Annotated in this window: 20 protein-coding genes; 5 read left to right on the top strand and 15 right to left on the bottom strand. The window is 72.7% G+C overall.

What is annotated here, in order from left to right; all coding sequences use genetic code 11:
• Positions 1-6: 6 nt before the first annotated feature.
• The 11 genes from ACFQGL_RS00375 to ACFQGL_RS00325 all read right to left on the bottom strand — a co-directional run bounded on the left by ACFQGL_RS00375 (position 7) and on the right by ACFQGL_RS00325 (position 10,530).
• Entirely contained in the window at positions 7-864 is an 858-nt protein-coding gene (locus tag ACFQGL_RS00375; protein ID WP_377504643.1) for a lysophospholipid acyltransferase family protein, read from the bottom strand.
• A 152-nt stretch (positions 865-1,016) separates the two neighbouring features.
• Positions 1,017-2,090: an NAD-dependent epimerase/dehydratase family protein gene (locus tag ACFQGL_RS00370; protein ID WP_377503806.1), complete on the bottom strand. Its 1,074-nt coding sequence runs from the start codon at positions 2,088-2,090 to the stop codon at positions 1,017-1,019.
• Between the two features lie 122 nt (positions 2,091-2,212).
• Positions 2,213-2,314: a 30S ribosomal protein bS22 gene (locus ACFQGL_RS00365; RefSeq protein ID WP_007465623.1), complete on the bottom strand. Its 102-nt coding sequence runs from the start codon at positions 2,312-2,314 to the stop codon at positions 2,213-2,215.
• 239 nt (positions 2,315-2,553) lie between these two features.
• Positions 2,554-2,763 carry a helix-turn-helix domain-containing protein gene (locus tag ACFQGL_RS00360; protein ID WP_007465625.1) on the bottom strand — a complete coding sequence of 70 codons (210 nt, stop codon included), beginning with the start codon at positions 2,761-2,763 and terminating at the stop codon, positions 2,554-2,556.
• Positions 2,764-2,980: 217 nt separating this feature from the next.
• A complete protein-coding gene (locus ACFQGL_RS00355; protein WP_377503804.1) occupies positions 2,981-4,165 on the bottom strand; it encodes an ABC transporter permease in 1,185 nt (394 codons plus the stop codon).
• Positions 4,162-5,124, bottom strand: a complete 963-nt coding sequence (locus tag ACFQGL_RS00350) for an ABC transporter ATP-binding protein (protein WP_377504640.1) — start codon at positions 5,122-5,124, stop codon at positions 4,162-4,164. The genes ACFQGL_RS00355 and ACFQGL_RS00350 overlap by 4 nt, the downstream gene beginning before the upstream one ends.
• Positions 5,125-5,240: 116 nt before the next feature.
• Positions 5,241-6,635 (bottom strand): efflux RND transporter periplasmic adaptor subunit, encoded by a 1,395-nt coding sequence (locus ACFQGL_RS00345; RefSeq protein WP_377503802.1) that lies wholly within the window; start codon positions 6,633-6,635, stop codon positions 5,241-5,243.
• A 27-nt stretch (positions 6,636-6,662) separates the two neighbouring features.
• A complete protein-coding gene (locus ACFQGL_RS00340; RefSeq protein ID WP_377503800.1) occupies positions 6,663-7,952 on the bottom strand; it encodes a hypothetical protein in 1,290 nt (429 codons plus the stop codon).
• Between the two features lie 131 nt (positions 7,953-8,083).
• Positions 8,084-8,710, bottom strand: coding sequence for a TetR/AcrR family transcriptional regulator (locus ACFQGL_RS00335; protein ID WP_377503798.1), 627 nt, complete (start codon positions 8,708-8,710; stop codon positions 8,084-8,086).
• Positions 8,703-9,503 carry an alpha/beta fold hydrolase gene (locus tag ACFQGL_RS00330; RefSeq protein WP_377503796.1) on the bottom strand — a complete coding sequence of 267 codons (801 nt, stop codon included), beginning with the start codon at positions 9,501-9,503 and terminating at the stop codon, positions 8,703-8,705. Before ACFQGL_RS00330 ends, ACFQGL_RS00335 begins: the two co-directional genes overlap by 8 nt.
• A gap of 106 nt (positions 9,504-9,609) precedes the next feature.
• A complete protein-coding gene (locus ACFQGL_RS00325) occupies positions 9,610-10,530 on the bottom strand; it encodes a proline dehydrogenase family protein (protein ID WP_377503794.1) in 921 nt (306 codons plus the stop codon).
• A gap of 164 nt (positions 10,531-10,694) precedes the next feature.
• Here ACFQGL_RS00325 and ACFQGL_RS00320 point away from each other — a divergent pair, with 164 nt between their 5' ends.
• Genes ACFQGL_RS00320 through ACFQGL_RS00310 form a run of 3 tightly spaced genes read left to right on the top strand, consistent with a single transcriptional unit; the run spans position 10,695 to position 12,742 of the window.
• Positions 10,695-10,967, top strand: coding sequence for a hypothetical protein (locus ACFQGL_RS00320; RefSeq protein ID WP_377503792.1), 273 nt, complete (start codon positions 10,695-10,697; stop codon positions 10,965-10,967).
• A gap of 1 nt (position 10,968) precedes the next feature.
• On the top strand, positions 10,969-12,135 hold the full coding sequence (locus ACFQGL_RS00315; RefSeq protein ID WP_377503790.1) for a glutathionylspermidine synthase family protein: 1,167 nt from the start codon (positions 10,969-10,971) through the stop codon (positions 12,133-12,135).
• Between the two features lie 19 nt (positions 12,136-12,154).
• A complete protein-coding gene (locus ACFQGL_RS00310) occupies positions 12,155-12,742 on the top strand; it encodes a CGNR zinc finger domain-containing protein (RefSeq protein WP_377503788.1) in 588 nt (195 codons plus the stop codon).
• A 49-nt stretch (positions 12,743-12,791) separates the two neighbouring features.
• On the opposite strand, the gene ACFQGL_RS00305 is transcribed toward ACFQGL_RS00310, so the two are convergent.
• A complete protein-coding gene (locus ACFQGL_RS00305) occupies positions 12,792-13,598 on the bottom strand; it encodes a sugar phosphate isomerase/epimerase family protein (RefSeq protein ID WP_377503786.1) in 807 nt (268 codons plus the stop codon).
• A 75-nt stretch (positions 13,599-13,673) separates the two neighbouring features.
• Entirely contained in the window at positions 13,674-14,618 is a 945-nt protein-coding gene (locus tag ACFQGL_RS00300) for a Ppx/GppA phosphatase family protein (protein WP_377503784.1), read from the bottom strand.
• A gap of 79 nt (positions 14,619-14,697) precedes the next feature.
• Between ACFQGL_RS00300 and ACFQGL_RS00295 the strand changes: the two genes are divergently transcribed.
• Positions 14,698-15,495 carry a DUF3109 family protein gene (locus tag ACFQGL_RS00295; RefSeq protein WP_377504637.1) on the top strand — a complete coding sequence of 266 codons (798 nt, stop codon included), beginning with the start codon at positions 14,698-14,700 and terminating at the stop codon, positions 15,493-15,495.
• A gap of 144 nt (positions 15,496-15,639) precedes the next feature.
• Here the strand turns inward: ACFQGL_RS00295 and ACFQGL_RS00290 are convergent, their stop codons facing one another.
• Positions 15,640-16,218 (bottom strand): TetR/AcrR family transcriptional regulator, encoded by a 579-nt coding sequence (locus tag ACFQGL_RS00290; RefSeq protein ID WP_377503782.1) that lies wholly within the window; start codon positions 16,216-16,218, stop codon positions 15,640-15,642.
• A gap of 181 nt (positions 16,219-16,399) precedes the next feature.
• Between ACFQGL_RS00290 and ACFQGL_RS00285 the strand changes: the two genes are divergently transcribed.
• Complete coding sequence (locus ACFQGL_RS00285; RefSeq protein ID WP_377503780.1) at positions 16,400-17,053, top strand: NADPH-dependent F420 reductase; 654 nt, start codon at positions 16,400-16,402, stop codon at positions 17,051-17,053.
• A gap of 61 nt (positions 17,054-17,114) precedes the next feature.
• Here ACFQGL_RS00285 and ACFQGL_RS00280 read toward each other — a convergent pair whose 3' ends face one another.
• Positions 17,115-17,798: a response regulator transcription factor gene (locus ACFQGL_RS00280; RefSeq protein ID WP_151489907.1), complete on the bottom strand. Its 684-nt coding sequence runs from the start codon at positions 17,796-17,798 to the stop codon at positions 17,115-17,117.
• Positions 17,799-17,809 lie beyond the last annotated feature (11 nt).

Here is a 17,809-nt window from a genome sequence, read left to right as displayed (position 1 = left end):
GCCGACTCAGGGGCCGAACGGGTCCGGCCGACGCTCCAGCAGCTGGTGCACGGTCTGCTGGATGGTCTCCCGCACCTGGTCGGCGAGGTTGAAGACCACCAACGGGTCGTCCGCGGAGTCGGTCAGGTGCGCGGTGGGGATCGGCGGGCAGAACTCGATCAGCCACTTGCTCGGCAGCGGCACCATGCCCAGCGGCCCGAGCCAGGGGAACGTCGGCGTGACCGGGAAATAGGGCAGCTTGAGCAGCCGCGCGAGGGGCTTGATGTCGGCGAGCATCGGATAGATCTCCTCGCCGCCGACGATGGCGACCGGGACGATCGGGGTGCCCGTACGCAGCGCCGCCGAGACGAAGCCGCCCCGGCCGAACCGTTGCAGCTTGTAGCGGTCGGCGTAGAGCTTGCCGATGCCCTTGAACCCCTCGGGGAACACGCCGACCAGATCGCCTCCGCCGAGCAGCCGCTCGGCGTCCGGGTTGCAGGCCACCGTGCCGCCGGTCTTGCGGGCGATCTCCGACACCACCGGCATCCGGAAGACCAGGTCGGCGCCGAGCAGGCGCAGGTAGCGGTGTGCGGGGTGCCGGTCGTGCAGCGCCGCCGAGAGGATCAACGCGTCGAGCGCCACCGTGCCCGAGTGGTTGCCGACGACCAGGGCGGGGCCGTCGACCGGCACGTGCTCCACGCCGCTGACCTCGGTGCGGAACCAGTCCCGGTAGAGCAGCCGCAGCAGCGGGTGGAAGACCGCGTCGGTCAGCTCCGGGTCGAAGCCGAACTCGTCGACCTCGTAGTCGCCGGAGAGACGCCGACGCAGGAACGCCAGGCCGTTCGCGACCTTGCTGTCCCAGTGGTCCCCCGGCCGGTCCGGCACGGCGGGAGCGGTGCCCGCCGTGGGGGTCGGCGCGACCCGGGCCGCAGGTCGGTGTCCGTTGCGCCGCGCCGGCTCCGCCTCGGGCGCGGTCGGCCGCGACGGTACGTCGAAACGACCGACGTCCGCCCCGTCGCGCCCCTCCCCCGCCCCGGTCACGATCGCTCCCGCACCGCGGAGCGGATCTGCCGGATGCCGTCCAGCACGACTTGCTCGGCGGCGGCCAACTGGCCCCGGGTGACGACCACCCCGCCGTGGTGGGCGCGGATGAAGTCCTCGAAGGCTTCGGCGGTGGAGCGCGGCGTGAAGCCGTACTCCTGCTCCAGCCGGGTCGTGTCGACGACCCGGCCGTGCACGAAGAGGTCGACCTGGTCCAGGCCGTAGCGACCGAAGCCCAGGTTGCGCGCCAGCGCGGCGGCGCCGGACAGGCCCGGTTCCAGCACCGGCACGGCCACCCGACCGGCCCGCCGGATCGCCTGGGACAGCGACAGCACCCCCGGGCCGGCCACGTTGTAGGTGCCGGGATGGTCCTCGACGATCGACCGGTGCAGCACCTCCAACGCGTCGTCGAAGTGCAGGAACTGCAGCCGGGGATCGCGGCCGAAGACGGTGGGCACGAACGGCTGCGCGAAGTAGCGGGTCAGCGTGGTGTCGGCGGTCGACCCGATGAACGGGGCGAAGCGCAGCACCGTGGCGGTGACGTCGCTCCGGCGGCGTCGGAAGCCCCGGACGTACCCCTCGACGTCGAGGATGTCGCGGCCGAAGCCGCCGCGTGGCACCTCGCGCGGCTCGGTCTCCTCGGTGAACACCGCCGGGTCGCGGAACGACACCCCGTACGCGGCGGTCGACGAACGGACCACGATCTTGCGCAGCCGGGGTGCCCGTTGGCACGCGGCGAGCAACTGCATGGTGCCGATGACGTTCTGGTCCTTCATCGCCGACCGGCCACCGTGTTGCGAGTCGGGGGCGCTGACCAACGCCAGGTGCACCACGGCGTCGACGTCCAGGTCGGCGAGCAGCCCGCCGAGCGAGGCGGAGTCCACGCGGATCCGTTCGACCCGGTCGAGTAGGTCGGTGAACTCGGCACCGGGGTCCGGCGCGTCCACCCCGATGACCCGCTCGATACGCGGATCGGCGGCCAGCCGGGCCGCCACGTGGGCACCGAGGTAACGGCCCACACCGGTGACGACGACGACCCCCGGAGCACCTGAGGTGCTACCGGGGGTCATCTGACGCACCTACCCCGGCAGGAGGGATCGAGCCGGGACGACCACGGCCTGATCACCTGAGCCTCCGGAGGTCGACAGTTTGGCAAGTGACGCCGGACGCCGGGCCAGGGGCCCGGCGGCGATCACTTGCCGAGACGGCGACGCTGGACGCGGGTCTTGCGCAGCAGCTTGCGGTGCTTCTTCTTAGCCATGCGCTTGCGGCGCTTCTTGACCACCGAGCCCATACGAGACAGCCTTTCGATGCAACGTGCGGGGCGGACCGGATGACACCACACGGGTGGCGACGGCGACCGCTTGCGGACAACGGACCGGACCAGTCTGGGCGGCGGGGCGCACCGGTGGGGTCTCGGTCGGGCTCCAGGGTAGCTGGAGAGCATCAGCAGGACCAACGCGGCCCCGTCGATGCCGGCTCCGCGCGATCACCGATGCCCGTTACGTCGCACTTGGCGGGCGGCCCGGTGGCTCAGGCGGTCTCCTGAAAGGCGCCCCGCAGATATTCGTGCACCGCGTGCTCGGGCACCCGGAACGACCGGCCGACCCGGACCGCGGTGAGCTCACCGCTGTGCACCAGGCGATAGACCGTCATCTTCGACACCCGCATGACCGTCGCCACCTCGGCGACGGTGAGGAACTTGACCTCCGACAGCCGTCCGTCGGACTGCGACCCGGCCATGGCTCACCGACCCATCCCATGCCCGGCGCGTGCCAACCCGACGGATGCTCCGGGCCGAGCCGGCGACGCGCGTGTTACCAGTACGGTAGCGGGACGGCTGTGACCGGCGCGATCCCTTCGTACAACTGATCATGTTTCGGTCTCTGGTTCACCCGATCCGTGCTCCCGGTATCTCCCCGCCTGCGTCCGGAATCCCGTTGTCCCCCGCGGCCTTGGTTCACTCGGCACGCAGCGCGACCACCGGGTCGAGCCGACCCGCGCGCTGGGCGGGGACCACCCCGAAGACGATGCCCACCACCGCCGAGACGCCGAAGGCGAGCGCCAGCGACCACCAGGTGATCGCCGCCGGGATCGGTGACAGCGCGTCCACCAGCAGCGCGGTGCCCACGCCGAGCGCCATCCCGGTCAGGCCACCGATCGTGGTGAGCAGCACCGCCTCCAGCAGGAACTGCACCCCGATGTCGCGGGGACGCGCGCCGACCGCCTTGCGCAGCCCGATTTCCCGGGTCCGCTCCCGGACGCTGACCAGCATGATGTTCGAGACGCCGACCCCGCCGACGAGCAGCGAGATGCCGGCGATGGCGGCCAGCACGCCGGTGAGCACACCGAGGATGTCGCCGAGCACACCGAGGATCTGCTGCTGGGTGACCGCGCTGAACTCGGTGTCCGGATGTCGACGGCTCAACTCGGCGACGATCCGTTCGCCCAACTCGTCGATGTGCTCCCGGTCCGGTGCCTTCACCGCGATGCCGTCCACCCGCTGGGTGCCCCAGAGCCGCTGCGCGGCCGTCACCGGTACGTGTACCTCGTCGTCCCGGTCGACGCCGAGGCTCTGGCCGAGCGGCGCGAAGACGCCGATCACCCGGAACCGCACACCGGCGAGCGCGACCTGCTGGCCGAGCGGGTCCCGGTCGGGGAAGAGCGCCCGGGCCACCGAGTCGCCGAGCACCGCCACCCGCCGGCCGGTGTCCACGTCCGTGCCGGTGAGGTAGCGGCCCCGGGCCAGCGACCGGGTGAACACGGTCGGGGTGGTCTCCAGTACGCCCTGCACGGTGGTGAAGTCGGAGCGGGCACCGGCCCGCGCGGTCGCCCCGGAGGCGATGGTCACCGCCACCCGATCGGGATCGCCGACCACCCGGGTGACCGCGTCCACGTTCTTGAGCGTCAGCGGCGAGACCACCGGCGCGGTGCCCACCTCGATCTTGCCGGGAACCACCAGCAGCAGGTTCGAGCCGAGCCCTTCGACCTGCTGCTCCACCTGCTGCTTGGTGCCGGTGCCGATCGCCACCAGCAGCACCACCGAGGCGACCCCGATGATCACCCCGAGCATGGTGAGCGCACTGCGCAGCCGGTTGGCCCGTAGCGCGTCCAGCGCCACCCGCCACGCCTCCGCGACCCTCACGAGTCGTTCCCGCCGCTGCCGACCGGCGGATGCGTTCCGGTGCCGACCGGCGGATGCGTTCCGGTGCCGACCGGCGGATGCGGAAGGCGCCCGGTGGCTCCGGCGGCGCCACCGGAGCCACCGGGCGGGTGCCCCGGGCCGCGTCCGGACGCGAACCGGGGCTCCGCGCTGGGAGCGGGGACCAGTGTCGCAGGTCGACCCTGATCAACGGCCAGCGGTCGATCATGGGCGTCGGCCGGGTCGTCGTCGCTGGTGCCGGCCGCCGTCGTCGGGGAGTCGCTGGCGCTGTCGGCCACCACCACGCCGTCGCGCATGGTGATCCGGCGGCGGGCCCGTGCCGCCACCTCCTGATCGTGGGTGACCATCACCAGCGCCACCCCGGACTCGGCGTTCAGCCGCTCCAGCAGCTCCAGCACCGCCGCGCCGGTGACGCTGTCCAGGTTGCCGGTGGGTTCGTCGGCCAACAGCACCGTCGGTTCGGTGACCAGCGCGCGGGCGATGGCGACCCGCTGCTGCTCGCCACCGGACATCTGGTTGGGCCGGTGATCCAGCCGGTGACCGAGGCCGACCCGGCCGAGCACCGCCGCCGCCCGCTCCCGGCGCTGCCGGGCCGGTACGCCGCGATAGACCAACGGCAACGCCACGTTCTCCACCGCCGAGGTACGCGGCAGCAGGTGGAACGCCTGGAAGACGAAGCCGATCGTCTCGTTGCGCAGGGTGGCCATCTCCGGCGGGGAGAGGGCACTGACGTCCCGGCCGCCGATCACCAGCCGGCCGCCGGTTGGCCGGTCGAGCCCACCCAGCAGGTGCATGAGAGTGGACTTGCCCGAGCCGGACGGGCCGACCAACGCCACGTAGTCGCCCTGCTGCACGGTCAACGACACCCCGCGCAGCGCCTCGACCGACACGCCGTCCAACTGGTACGTCCGGGACACGTCCACCGCCTCGATGGCCGGGATCCGGTCGCCGTTGCGGCCCGAGGCTGCGTCGGCGTCCCGGCCCGAGGGTGCTTCGCCGTCCCGGCTCGACGCTGGGTTCAGCGCGTCGCCGTCCCGGCTCGACGCGGCAGGTTCGGTCACCGGACGTCCTGGCCGTCGCGGACCTGGTCGGCGCCGCGCACCACCACCCGGTCACCGGCCTGCACCCCGTCGAGGATCTGCACCAGGTCGGCCCCCTGGACGCCGACGGTCACCGGCGCCCGGTCCGCCTTGCCGTCGCGGACCACCCAGACGGCGTCCCGCCCGTCGGCCGAGAACACCGCCGAGGCGGGGACGGTCACCGCGTCGGCCGCCTCGCGTACCCGGAGGTGGACGATCGCGTTCATGCCGGGGCGCGGGGTCGGGGCGGGCTCGTCCTCGGCCAGCTTGCCGGCGCCGAGCGTCAGACGTACCCGGTAGGTGACACCGCCCTGCGCGGAGCTGGTGGGCAGTACGTCGACCGAGCGGACCGCGGCGTCGTAGCTGGCGCCGGTGACGGCGTCCAACTCCACGGTGGCGCTCAGGCCCGCCCTGACCAGCAGCACGTCCGTCTCGTCCACCTCGGCGAGCAGACCCAACTGCCCGGTGTCCACCACGGTGAGCACCGGCGTGCCGGCAGTGACCCGCCCGCCGACCGGCACCGCGTCGTCCACGCCGGCGGGCGGCCCGCCCTGGCTCGGACCGCCCAGCACCGACGGGTCGAGCCCGGACACCTGGCCGCCACCGGCCTGCGCCAGCAGCCCGGCGAGGTCACCGGTCGAGCCGCCGCCGGCCCGGGTGCCGCCGGGCTGCACGACCCCGGCGATCGGGGCGCGCAGGGTCAACGCGTCGACGGTCGCCTTCGCCAGGTCGTACGCCTGCTGGGCCTGGAGCCGTTGCGCCGCGGACAGTGCGCCGACGGCGGAGTTCAGCCCGCTGATCCCCCGCTGCACCGCGCGGACGGCCTGGTCGGCGCTGCGCGCGGCGGCGGCGTACTGCCGCTGCGCGGAGGTCACCTGGGTCAGCAGGGCGTCCCGCAGCTGCGGGTCGGCGATCTTCTCGGCGGCCTTGCGGGCGGCGTCGAACGCCTCGTCGGCGGCCTTGTCGGTGCCACGCCGGCTACCGGTCAGGTCGCCGGTGGAGACGCCCCGGCCGGCGCGCTTCGCGCCGTCCAGCGCCTCCTTGGCCTGGCGCAGCCGGTCCTGTGCCGACGGGGAGGCGACCACGGCGAGCACCTGACCACGCTTGACCCGTTGTCCAGGTTGGACGCTCAGGCTGGACAGGGTGCCGTCGGCGGGAGCGGTCAGGGTGGCGGCGGCCCGGGCGGTCACCGTCGCCGGCGCGTCGATCACCTCGGTGACCGCGCTCCTGGCCGCCGACGCGAGGGCGAAATCGGCGTCGTCGTCGCCGCACGAGGCGGCCGTGGTGGCGGTGAGAACGGCGACGGCGGTCAGGGCGGTGAACAGGCGGGGCCGCGTGACGCGCAAGGGCCGCGGCGAGTGGGTGCGGCGCACCCATCGATGGTACGGCCGTCCCCCCGGTTAGGCGGCGGCGGCGCGGACGTACGCCACGCACTCGTCGTGCAGCGTCGACCACTGCTCGCCGAACGCCTCCTTGGCGGCGGCGTCGAGCGGCTTGCGCTCGTGCACGACGGCCTTGAAGAAGGCGAGCAGCCGCTGTGGTCCGTACCGGTCGACGAGGTGCCGGACGGCCAGGTAGCCCACGCCGTAGCTGGCGCCGACCCGCTCGGCCGGGGCGTCCTCGGCGGGGGTGATGCCCTCCAACCGGCCGTCCCAACTGCCCCGGACCAGCCCGCGCACCTCGGCGAGCCCCTCGTACCGGTCGACCGGCTGCCCACCCGCGCCCGCGAACTCGGCCAGCCCCTCGACCAGCCACCAGGTCGTCTTGCCCGGATAGCCGCGCTCGGGCAGTGAGGCGGCGTGGGTCAGCTCGTGTCGGAGCAGGTCGTCGGCACCGCTGCTGGGTAGCCCGTCCGCGTTGAGCACCACCTCGTGGTGACCACTGCCGACGGTCACCGCGTAGCCGCCGGTCCACTGCGGTCGTCCGCCGCCGTACCAGCGCTTCCACTCGTTGCGGCCGGCGTAGAAGATCCGGTACCGGTCCGGGGGCGACCCGGCCACCACGTACCCGTCGGCGACCTTGGCGGCGGCTTCGGCCTGGGCGAGCAGGCCCGGCAGCCTGCCACGCAGGGCGGGAGTGGTGGCGACGATGGTCCGCGCGCCGATCGCCACGGCCAGGTCGCTGATCTCCCACGGCCGGGTGCCGGTCTCGGCGGACTTGGATTCCTCCATCGCGACCAGCCGGGGCTGGTCGCCGTTCTCCCGCCAGCGGGTGCCGATCAGCACCGGGCTGGGTCGGCAGTTCGGCGCCACGAAGCAGTACTGGAAGCGCACCAGCAGCCGCCACTCGCCCGGCTTGTCGGCGACCGGCACGGGCAGGCCGCTCGGCTCGGCGCGCCAGACCGTCACCTTCAACGCGCGCAGTGCGGCGAAGCGGCGGCGCAGGTCGACGTGTGCGGCCGGCTCGGCGACGGCGAGGAAACCGGCCCGGTCACCGCCGAGCAGCGCCGTGGTCTGCCGTTGGAGCTGGGCGGTCATCCGATCGGCCAGCCCTCGGGCTGCCGCGGTGGCCGGGTCGTCGGTCGCGGAGGCGCCGATCCGGCCGACTGTGGCCCGGCCGCCAGCCTCGCGTACGACGTTCACCACCAGCAGTGTCGGCAGGCCGCAGCCGACGAGCAGAAGGACCACCACGAGCACCGTCCACAGCGGCCAGAGCCGCCGCGCCGACAGTTCGCGCACCCCGTCAATCACCCGCCGAAGGGTACGACCAATCGGCGGTACGGGCGAGGCCGGTATCACCCGATGGCGGACGGCGCGTCAGACGGACGGCGCAGCAGGATGGTGCCGGCCACCCCGACGAGGACCAGAGCGAGGCCGAGCCGTCACCCCCGATCCTGCTGATCCTGCTGGTCCTGCTGGTCCTGCTGGTCCGCGTCCAGCCCGGTGTCCGGCCAGGAGCGGAACGAGACGTCCAGGCCGGCGACCAACTGGTGGTACGAGCGGTCCACCTCGCGCGGCAGGCCGAAGCCACCGGCGGCCTCCAGGGAGACGAAGCCGTGCAGGGCGCTGCGCAGCGCCCGGGTGGCGTCCACCGCGTCGTCGCCGGTGAGCCCGTACCCGCGCAGCACCGCGTAGATCGCGCCGACCGCCCGCTCGCCCGCCACGACGTGCTCGGGGTCGGTCGGGTCGGGCACCTGTTGGGTGGCCGGATAGCGGCCGGGGTGCCGCCTGGCGTAGTCACGGTAGGCGTCCGCCATCGCCCGCAGCGCGTCCCCGCCGGCCCGGCCGGCGGCGGCGGTGGTCAGCTCGGTGGCCAGCTCGGCGGTGGCCAGGGCGGAGAGCTTCTGGGCCAGCGCGTCCGCCCCCCGAACGTGCTTGTAGAGGCTGGGCAGCGCCACGCCGAGCCGCCCGGCCAGCGCGGCCAGGGTGAGCTGCTGGTAGCCGACCTCGTCGGCCAACCGGGCCGCCTCGCGCACCACGGTCTGCTGGTTGAGCCCCACCCTAGGCACCGGCGCACACCGCCAGGAAGCCGAGCAGCTCGTCGGCCGTGCGCTGCGGCCGGTCGGCGTGCGGGTAGTGCCCGGACTCCTCGATCATCCGGGCCTCGGCGGTGCCGAAGAGCCGCCGGGCCGCCCGCGCCTCGGCACCCGGGTCGGGGAAGTCCGGGTCCTTGGCCCCCATCAACACCAACACCGGCTGCTCGACCGCGCCAGCCCGGTCGGTCCAGTGCGGTTCGACCGGCACGATCACACCGCGCGTCGCGGCCAACCGGCCGGGTTCGCGCAGGTTGGCCACCATCGCCTTGCGGTACGCGGCGTCGTCGGCGGGCCGGTGCACCGGGAAGAGCGTGTTGTGGAACATTCCGAACAGTCGAGGGCTACGCAGCACCGCCGCCACCATCACCCGCAGCACCGGATTGAGTTTCCGTTGGCCGACGAACGCGCCGATCTGCACGATGCCGGCGACCAACTCGGGCGCCTCGGCCGCGGCGAAGACCACCGCCGCCGCACTCGACGAGCTGCCGACCAGCACGGCCGGCCCACCGTCGATGTCACGCACCACGGCCAGCAGGTCAGCACCAACCTCCGCCGGGGCGTACGTCGACCAGCCGACACTCGACTCCCCGTGCCCCCGGACGTCCACCGAGGCGACCCGGTGGCCAGCCGCGACCAGCAGCGGCACCAGGTGCCGGTAGCTCGCCCGGTTCTCACCCATGCCGTGCGAGAGGACGACCAACGGGCCCTCCCCGTGCACCTCGTACGCGATGTGTCCGCCGTCCCGCCGCACCTGGCTAGTTGTCATAGCCATAAAGCTAATAGGGTTAGCCGGCCCTCGTCAAGCCCGGGAACGCGAACGGGCCGGCGGGACCACAGGGGTCACCGCCGGCCCGTCGGCCGGTTCGTCCGGGTTACTTCTTGGAGATCAGCGAACGGCCGAAGAAGACCAGGTTGGCGGGGCGCTCGGCGAGCCGGCGCATCAGGTAGCCGTACCACTGGTCGCCGTAGGGGACGTAGGTGCGCACGGTGTAGCCCTCGCCGGCCAGCCGGGCCTGCTCCTCGGGGCGGATCCCGTAGAGCATCTGGAACTCGAAGCGCTCCGGCCCCCGGTCGAACCAGCGGGCCCGGTCCTCGCCGATCGCGATCATCCGTGGGTCGTGAGTGGCCAGCATCGGGTAGCCGTCGCCGGACATCAGGACGTTCATGCAACGGACGTACGACTTGTCCACCTCGCGGGCCGACTGGTAGGCCACCGACTCGGGCTCCTTGTAGGCGCCCTTGCACAGCCGCACCCGCGACCCGGCGGACGCCAGCTCCCGGCAGTCCGACTCGGTCCGCCGCAGGTACGCCTGGAGCACCGCGCCAGTCGACGGAAAATCCTTGCGCAGCTTGCCCAGCACGTCCAGCGTCGAGTCGGTGGTGGTGTGGTCCTCCATGTCGAGGGTGACCGTGGTGCCCGCCGCGTCGGCCGCCGCGCAGATCGCGCGCGCGTTGTCGTACGCCAACTGCTCGTCGAACATCTGGCCGAGGGCGGAGAGCTTCACGCTCACCTCGGCGGCCGGGGTGAGCCCGGCGCCGGAGAGCATCTTCAGCAGCTTCAGGTACTCGTCCCGGGTGGCGATGGCCTGCTCGGGGGTGACGGTGTCCTCACCCAGGTTGTCGAGGGTGACCGCGAGGCCGGAGTCGACGAGTTCGCGGGTCGCGCGCAACGCGTCGTCAGTGGCGGCGCCGGCGACGAACCGGCGGACGACGTCCCGGGTGAACGGGGCGGTCGCGACGAGCCGCTCGACCTGGGATGACCGGGAGGCGGCGAGGATGACGGAACGGAGCATGAGCCGAGCGTAACGCCCCTGCTGGGCACCCTGCCGGGGGGCGGCCGTGCATCCGAACCCGGAGCAAGGAAGGGACCCTTGTACAACAAAATCCGATAACAAGGGACCCTTCCTTACTCCGGGGCGGGGCGGCGGCGGTGGCGTGGATCGGCTACAACGATCCCGTGGACCAACGCCCCCGCCGCCGACTCCGGTCGGCCTCCGTGCAGCTCGGCGCGCTCACCGCTCTCGCGCTCGCCCTCTCCGGCTGCAACCTGACCTCGGACGACGACGATGACGACGACTGCGCCCTCGGGCCGGTCGGCGGCGGCGACACGGTCGCCCTGGCGATGCGGGTTGCCGACCCGGCCGCCGGTCGCAACGCCCCGGAGCCGGCCGCCGCCGCCCTGCCCGACCGCGGCGGGTTCGGCACCCACCTCGCCTCCTGCGGCGGCTGAGGTGCGCCGCGAACTGGTCTCACCACGGCCGGACTGGGACGCCACGATCCGGGCCCAGGGCCTGATCTACGTCGACACCGAGCTGCCCGACGGCGAGATCATGTCGTACTGGGACGAGACCGCCGCGTACGCCTTCGAGCTGGACGAGGTGCTGCGGCTGGAGGAGGCCACCGAGGAGCTGCACCGAATGTCGGTGGCCGCCGCCGAGCACGTGGTGGCACAGCGCCGGTACGCCGAGTTCGGCATCCCAGCGTGGGCGGCCGAGGCGGTGGCCCGGTCGCTGCGCGAGGCGCCGCCCACCCTCTACGGGCGCTTCGACCTCGCGTACGACGGCAGTTGGCCGCCGAAGCTGCTGGAGTACAACGCGGACACCCCCACCGCACTGGTCGAGGCGAGCATCACCCAGTGGTACTGGCTGGAGCAGACCCGGCCGGAGCTGGACCAGTGGAACAGCCTGCACGAGCGGCTGGTCGGCGCCTGGGCGAAGATCGGCGCGGGCCTGCACGACCCCCGGGTGCACGTGCTCTGGTCGAACGAGGAGGAATCCGGCGAGGACCACCTGACCGCCGGCTATCTCGCCGAGACCGCCCGGCAGGCCGGGCTGACCGTCGAGCTGCAGCCGATCCAGGACATCGGTTGGGACGGCCGCCGCTTCGTCGACGCCGACGACAGCCCGGTGACCACCTGCTTCAAGCTCTATCCCTGGGAGTGGATGCTGGCCGAGCCGTACGGGCCGGCGGCGCTGGACCCGGGCACCCCGACCACCTGGATCGAGCCGGCCTGGAAGCTGCTGCTGTCCAACAAGGCGCTGCTCGCCGTCCTCTGGGAGCTGTACCCCGGCCACGAGTACCTGCTCCCCGCGTACCTCGACTCGCCGCGCGGCATGCCGGAGTACGTGGCGAAGCCGCTGCTCGGCCGCGAGGGTGGCTCGGTACGCATCGTCACCGCCGATCAGGAGATCACCAACCCGGGGATCTATGGCGACGAGGGCTGGTGCTACCAGGAGTTCCGGGCGTTGCCGCAGTTCGACGGCAACCACGTGGTGCTGGGCAGCTGGATCGTCGACGGTGAGGCGGCCGGGGTAGGGGTGCGCGAGAGCACGAGTCTGATCACCGACGGTTACGCGCGGTTCCTGCCGCACTACATCGACGCGCCGCGCACCCCCTGAGTCGTCTACCGTTGGGGGCGTGAACTTCGACGCGTACGCCCGGACCGGCGTTGACCTGGTCAACGCCCGCCTGGACGACCTCGACGACCTGCGGGCCCTCTTCCCCGACGACAACGCCTGGATGCGCGACGAGGTCGCCGACCGGGACGTCGCCATCTTCCGGCGGGCGCAGAAGCGGCTGCGCGACGTCTTCGAGTACGGCACCTCGGGGCGGGACGCCCAGGCGGTGACCGAGCTCAACGCGCTGCTCGAGGCGTTTCCGGTGCAGCCGCGCATCTCCGGGCACGACTCCAGCGACTGGCACATGCACGTGACCAGCCGGGGTGCGTCGGTCAGCGCGGAATACCTGGCCGGCGCGGTCTGGGGGCTGTCGGTCTGGCTCTGCGAGTACGGCAGCGCCCGTTTCGGCGTCTGCGCGGACGACCGGTGCGGCAACGTCTACCTGGACACGTCGTCCAACTGCTGCCGGCGGTTCTGCTCCGAGCGGTGCGCCACCCGCTCGCACGTGGCCGCACACCGGGCGCGCAAGCGGGCCGCGATCGGCGAGCAGGTGACGGTCGCCGCGCAGCCGACCGCGGGGGCGGACGCGCTCACTCCGGTGAGCTGACGCCGTACCGCTGCACGCCTGACCGGCCCTGCGCGTCGAGCGCTGCCGGTCAGGCGTCGATCGGGGACGGCGCGGTCAGGTGCTGGCGGGCGAACTCCAGCGCGGCGCGCAGGTCGGCCTCGCGGACCGCGCGGCTCTTCGCGCCCCGGGTGGCCACCTCCACCGCGACCGCGCCGGTGAAGCCGCGGCCGGCCAGCGAGGAGAGCAGTTCCCCGCAGGGCTGGGTGCCGCGGCCGGGCACCAGGTGCTCGTCGCGGCCCTCGCCGGTGCCGTCACCGAGGTGCACGTGGGCCAACCCGGCGCCCATCCGGTCGGCCATCTCGAGCGGGTCGCTGTGCGAGGCCGCACAGTGCGACAGATCGAGGGTGTACGACGGGTAGCCGGTGTCGGTGGGGTCCCAACCCGGGACGTACGGGACGAACTGCCGGCCCGCCATCCGCACCGGGTACATGTTCTCCACCGCGAAACGGAGCCCGCCGAACTGGTCCGCGACCGTGGCCAGCCCCTCGGTGAACCCGCGCGCGTAGTCGCGCTGCCAGGTGAACGGCGGGTGCACGACGACGGTCGGCGCCCCCAGCGTCTCGGCCAGTTCGGCGGCCTTGCGCAGCCGCTGCCACGGGTCCGCGCTCCACACCCGCTGAGTGACCAGCAGGCAGGGCGCGTGCACGGAGAGCACCGGCACGCCGTAGTGCGTGGAGAGGCCGCGCAGCGCCCCGGCGTCCTGGCTGACCACGTCGGTCCAGACCATCACCTCGACGCCGTCGTAACCGAGCGCCGCGGCCAGTTGGAACGCCGCCGCGGTCGGCTCGGGGAAGACCGACGAACTGGACAGGAGGACCGGAACGCGGGTAGTCACATCAGCCAGGGTAGCCCGGTGACGCTGGCGTCATCGTGACGAGCGCCGGCAAAACGGCCATTAACGCCCACCCCGTCACATCGGTTCGAGTTGATCGAGTCGACGGAGGATGACCCCTTCCCGCAGCGCCCACGGGCAGATGTCCAGCGACTCCAGGTTTAGGCGACGCATCACGGCCTCGGCCACCACGGCGCCGGCCAACAACTGGTGGGCGCGGCCCGCGCTGACCCCTTCCAACTCCATGAGCTGGGCCGGAGGGATGTGCCGGATGAAGCCGATGACCTGCCGCAGACCGGCGTGGGTCAGGCTGCGCCGCGCCCAGAGCCCCGCGCCGGACGGCGCCGCACCGGCGAGCCGGGCCAGGGTGCGGAACGTCTTCGAGGTGGCGGCCACGCGCTCCCAGCCCACCTCGGTCATCTGGTCGACCACCTTGTCCAGCCGACCGTCCACGTACTCCCGTAGCCGGTCGACGGCCTCGGCGGACGGCGGTGCCGTCGTGCCCGGCTCGACCCGCAGCCGGTCCCGGGTCAGCCGGCCGGCGCCCAGCGGCAGCGAGACCGCGACGCCCGGGTCCTCGTCGATCCCGGCGGCGATCTCCAGCGAGCCGCCGCCGATGTCCAGCACCAGCAGCCGCCCGGCCGACCAACCGAACCAACGCCGCACCGCCAGGAACGTCATCCGCGCCTCGTCCGCGCCGGAGAGCACCTCCAGGCGTACGCCGGTCTCCTCGCGCACCCGGGCCAGCACCTCGGCCGCGTTGGTGGCGTCGCGCACCGCGGAGGTCGCGAACGCGATCAGGTCGTCGGCGTCCAGGCCGGTGGCCGCCGCCTTGGCCATGCCGACCGCCTTGACCAGGCCGTCCGCGCCCGCATCGGTCAATGCGCCGTCCGGGCCGATCTGCTCGGCCAGCCGGAGCACCACCTTCTCGGAGTGCGCCGGCCAGGGGTGCGCGCCGTGGTGCGCGTCCACCACAAGGAGGTGCACCGTGTTGGATCCGACGTCGAGGACACCCAGTCGCATGGTGAAGACCCTAGGGCAACACGTTTGCGCGGCTCGCCGGCCTGCGGAGGTCGCCGCGCGTACGCTGGTCCGGGTGACGATGGAGCTCCGTGTGCTGGTGGACGACCCGGGCGACCCGCGCAGCCGCGAGGTGCCGCTGGACTTCCCCCGAGAATGGATCGAGTTCGCCGACCCGGCGGACGAGACCCACCTGATCCGAGCCGACCTGACCTGGCTGCTGTCCCGCTGGACCTGCATCTTCGGCCGGGGGTGCCACGGCATCATCGCGGGCCGGTCCGCCGACGGCTGCTGCTCGCACGGCGCGTTCTTCACCGACTCGGACGACGAGAAGCGGGTCCGCAACGCCGTCAAGCGGCTCACCCCGTCGACCTGGCAGCACTTCCGGCGTGGTTTCAAGAACTGGACCGACGACGACACCATCGACGGCAAGACCCCGGCCCGTCGGACCGCCACCCAGGCCGCCGACGGACCGTGCGTCTTCCTCAACGACGCCGACTTCGCCGGCGGGGGCGGCTGCGCGCTGCACGCCCAGGCGCTGCGCGACGGGGTCCACCCACTGGAATACAAGCCCGACGTCTGCTGGCAGCTGCCGATCCGGCGGGACCAGGACTGGGTCAAGCGGCCGGACAACACCAAGGTGCTGGTCTCCACGCTGTCGGAGTTCGACCGGCGGGGCTGGGGCGCCGGTGGGCACGACCTGGACTGGTGGTGCACCTCCTCGACCGACGCGCACGTCGGCGCCGAGCCGATGTACCTGTCGTACGGGCCGGAGCTGACCGCGTTGATCGGCGCCGCGGCGTACGAGCGGTTGGCCGAGCTGTGCGCGATCCGGACGAAGCAGGGCATGGTCGCCCCGCACCCCGCCGACGAGGTCTGAGCACTCCTGCCTGATCTTGGTAGCAAGCTTGGCGTACGACCTGGTGATCAGCGTGACGGAGAGCGGGCTGACCGAGGTCGCCGAGATCGCCGCCGCGCTACGCAAGCTGTTCTGACCGCCTGGACGACCCGCTCGACCGGCGGGTCAGCGTAGGGCGGCGTCGACCAGGGTCCGCGCGCTGCGGCGGGCCGCGTCGGCGAGCACCGGGTCGCCGTCCAGCACGCCGCCGGCGAGCCCGCCGTCGAGCAGCAGGGTGAGCTGTCGGGCCAGCAGTTCCGGATCGGTCGCACCGGCCCGCCGGGCCAGTTCGGTCACCCAGGCCCGGACCACGGTCTTGTGCTCGACCGTACGGGCGTGCACGGCACCGCCGGCGGGCGACTCGGCGGCGGTGTTGATGAACGCGCAGCCGTGGTATCCGTCCCGACGGCAGGCGCCGGCCAACGCGTCGAACATTCCGACCAACTGATCACCGGGCTGGTCACCGGCGTCCCGGGCCGCGGCCCGCAACGCGCCGAACCACGCCTGGTCGACCTTGTCCAGGTACGCCAGCACGAGATCGTCCTTGCGCGGGAAGTGCTTGTAGAGCGTCGCCTTCGCCACGCCCGACTCGGCGATGACGGTGTCCACCCCCACGCCTCGGGGCCCGTGCGCATAGAAGAGCCGGAACGCGGTGTCGAGGATCCGGTCCCGGGCCGAGCCGGCCGGGGTACGAGGCGCGGGCATCGGCGCTTCCTTTCGAGTCTGCGAGTGGCGGGCCGATTCTACAGACGGGTCCGTCTGCGCTCATCGCCTGCTTGTCGAGGGCCTATCGCGCGCCGCAGGGACAGCACTAGACAGACCTGTCTGTTAGCCTGCCCGCAACCGGCGCGAGGCCACCCCGCGCCCCGACGGAGGATCGATCGACATGCGTATCGCAGTTCTCGGCACCGGCTCGGTCGGCCGGGCCGTCGCCGCCCGCGCGGCGGAGCTGGGCCACCAGGTCACCATCGGCACCCGGGACGTCGGGGCCACCCGCGCCGGAGAGTACGCCGGCTGGGCCGCACAGCATCCCGAGATCGGCCTGGCCACGCTGGCCGAGGCCGCCGCCGACGCCGAGCTGGTGGTCAACGCCACCAACGGCAGCGGCTCGCTTCCGGCCCTCACCGCGGCCGGTGCCGCGAACCTGGCCGGCAAGGTCCTGCTCGACATCGCCAACCCGCTCGACTTCGGCGCCGGCTTCCCGCCCACCCTGTCGGTGGTCGACACCGACTCCCTCGCCGAGCGGATCCAGCGCGAGTTTCCACAGGCCAAGGTGGTGAAGTCGCTCAACACGATGACCGCCGAGCTGATGGTGCGCCCGCGCCAGCTCGCCGACGGCGCACACAGCGTGTTCGTCTCCGGCGACGACGCGGAGGCCAAGCGGATCGTCACCGGGCTGCTCACCAGTTTCGGACACACCGACGTGATCGACCTCGGCGACCTCTCCACCGCCCGGGGCGCCGAGATGCTGCTGCCGCTCTGGCTGCGGCTCTACGGCCGACTCGACACCGCCGTCTTCAACGTCAAGGTCGTCCGCTGACCGACCGCAGACAGCCCGAAGGGGGCCCACGCAGCGCGCGGGCCCCCTTCGGGTACGCCGATCACGGCTCGAACTTGTAGCCCAGCCCCCGGACGGTGACGATGAAACGCGGTGCCGACGGCTCCGGCTCGATCTTGGATCGCAACCGCTTGACGTGCACGTCCAGCGTCTTGGTGTCGCCGACGTAGTCGGCCCCCCAGACCCGGTCGATGAGCTGACCCCGGGTGAGCACCCGGCCGGCGTTGCGCAGCAGCAGCTCGAGCAGCTCGAACTCCTTGAGCGGCAGCTGCACGGCGCCACCGTCGACGGTCACCACGTGCCGCTCGATGTCCATCCGCACCGGCCCAGCGGCCAGCGTCGGGGCACCCGCGTCGGCCACCTCGGGGCTCTGCCGCCGCAGCACAGCCCGGATCCGGGCGACCAGCTCCCGGGGCGAGTACGGCTTGGTGACGTAGTCGTCAGCGCCGATCTCCAGGCCGACCACCTTGTCGATCTCGCTGTCCCGCGCGGTGACCATGATGATCGGCACGGCCGACCGCTGCCGGAGCTGCCGGCAGACCTCGGTCCCCGACATCTCCGGCAACATCAGGTCGAGCAGCACGATGTCGGCGCCGGTCCGGTCGAACTCGGTGAGGGCGTCGGTGCCGGTCGCAGCGACCGACACCTCAAAACCCTCCTTACGGAGCATGTACGACAGGGCGTCGGAGAACGACTCCTCGTCCTCGACCACCAGAACGCGGCTCAAGGGGGATTTCC

It is taken from the genome of Micromonospora vulcania (genome assembly GCF_042658605.1).
GTDB lineage: Bacteria > Actinomycetota > Actinomycetes > Mycobacteriales > Micromonosporaceae > Micromonospora > Micromonospora vulcania.
Note: the sequence above shows the minus strand (reverse complement) of the source record. Positions and strands in the feature narration are given on the sequence as shown.

Excerpts from the sequence above, each read along its gene's own strand:
- ACFQGL_RS00370 (WP_377503806.1), bottom strand. The coding sequence starts at position 2,090 with ATGACCCCCGGTAGCACCTCAGGTGCTCCGGGGGTCGTCGTCGTCACC.
- ACFQGL_RS00365 (WP_007465623.1), bottom strand. The coding sequence starts at position 2,314 with ATGGGCTCGGTGGTCAAGAAGCGCCGCAAGCGCATGGCTAAGAAGAAG.
- ACFQGL_RS00360 (WP_007465625.1), bottom strand. The coding sequence starts at position 2,763 with ATGGCCGGGTCGCAGTCCGACGGACGGCTGTCGGAGGTCAAGTTCCTC.
- ACFQGL_RS00330 (WP_377503796.1), bottom strand. The coding sequence starts at position 9,503 with ATGACAACTAGCCAGGTGCGGCGGGACGGCGGACACATCGCGTACGAG.
- ACFQGL_RS00325 (WP_377503794.1), bottom strand. The coding sequence starts at position 10,530 with ATGCTCCGTTCCGTCATCCTCGCCGCCTCCCGGTCATCCCAGGTCGAG.
- ACFQGL_RS00300 (WP_377503784.1), bottom strand. The coding sequence starts at position 14,618 with ATGCGACTGGGTGTCCTCGACGTCGGATCCAACACGGTGCACCTCCTT.
- ACFQGL_RS00295 (WP_377504637.1), top strand. The coding sequence starts at position 14,698 with ATGGAGCTCCGTGTGCTGGTGGACGACCCGGGCGACCCGCGCAGCCGC.
- ACFQGL_RS00290 (WP_377503782.1), bottom strand. The coding sequence starts at position 16,218 with ATGCCCGCGCCTCGTACCCCGGCCGGCTCGGCCCGGGACCGGATCCTC.
- ACFQGL_RS00285 (WP_377503780.1), top strand. The coding sequence starts at position 16,400 with ATGCGTATCGCAGTTCTCGGCACCGGCTCGGTCGGCCGGGCCGTCGCC.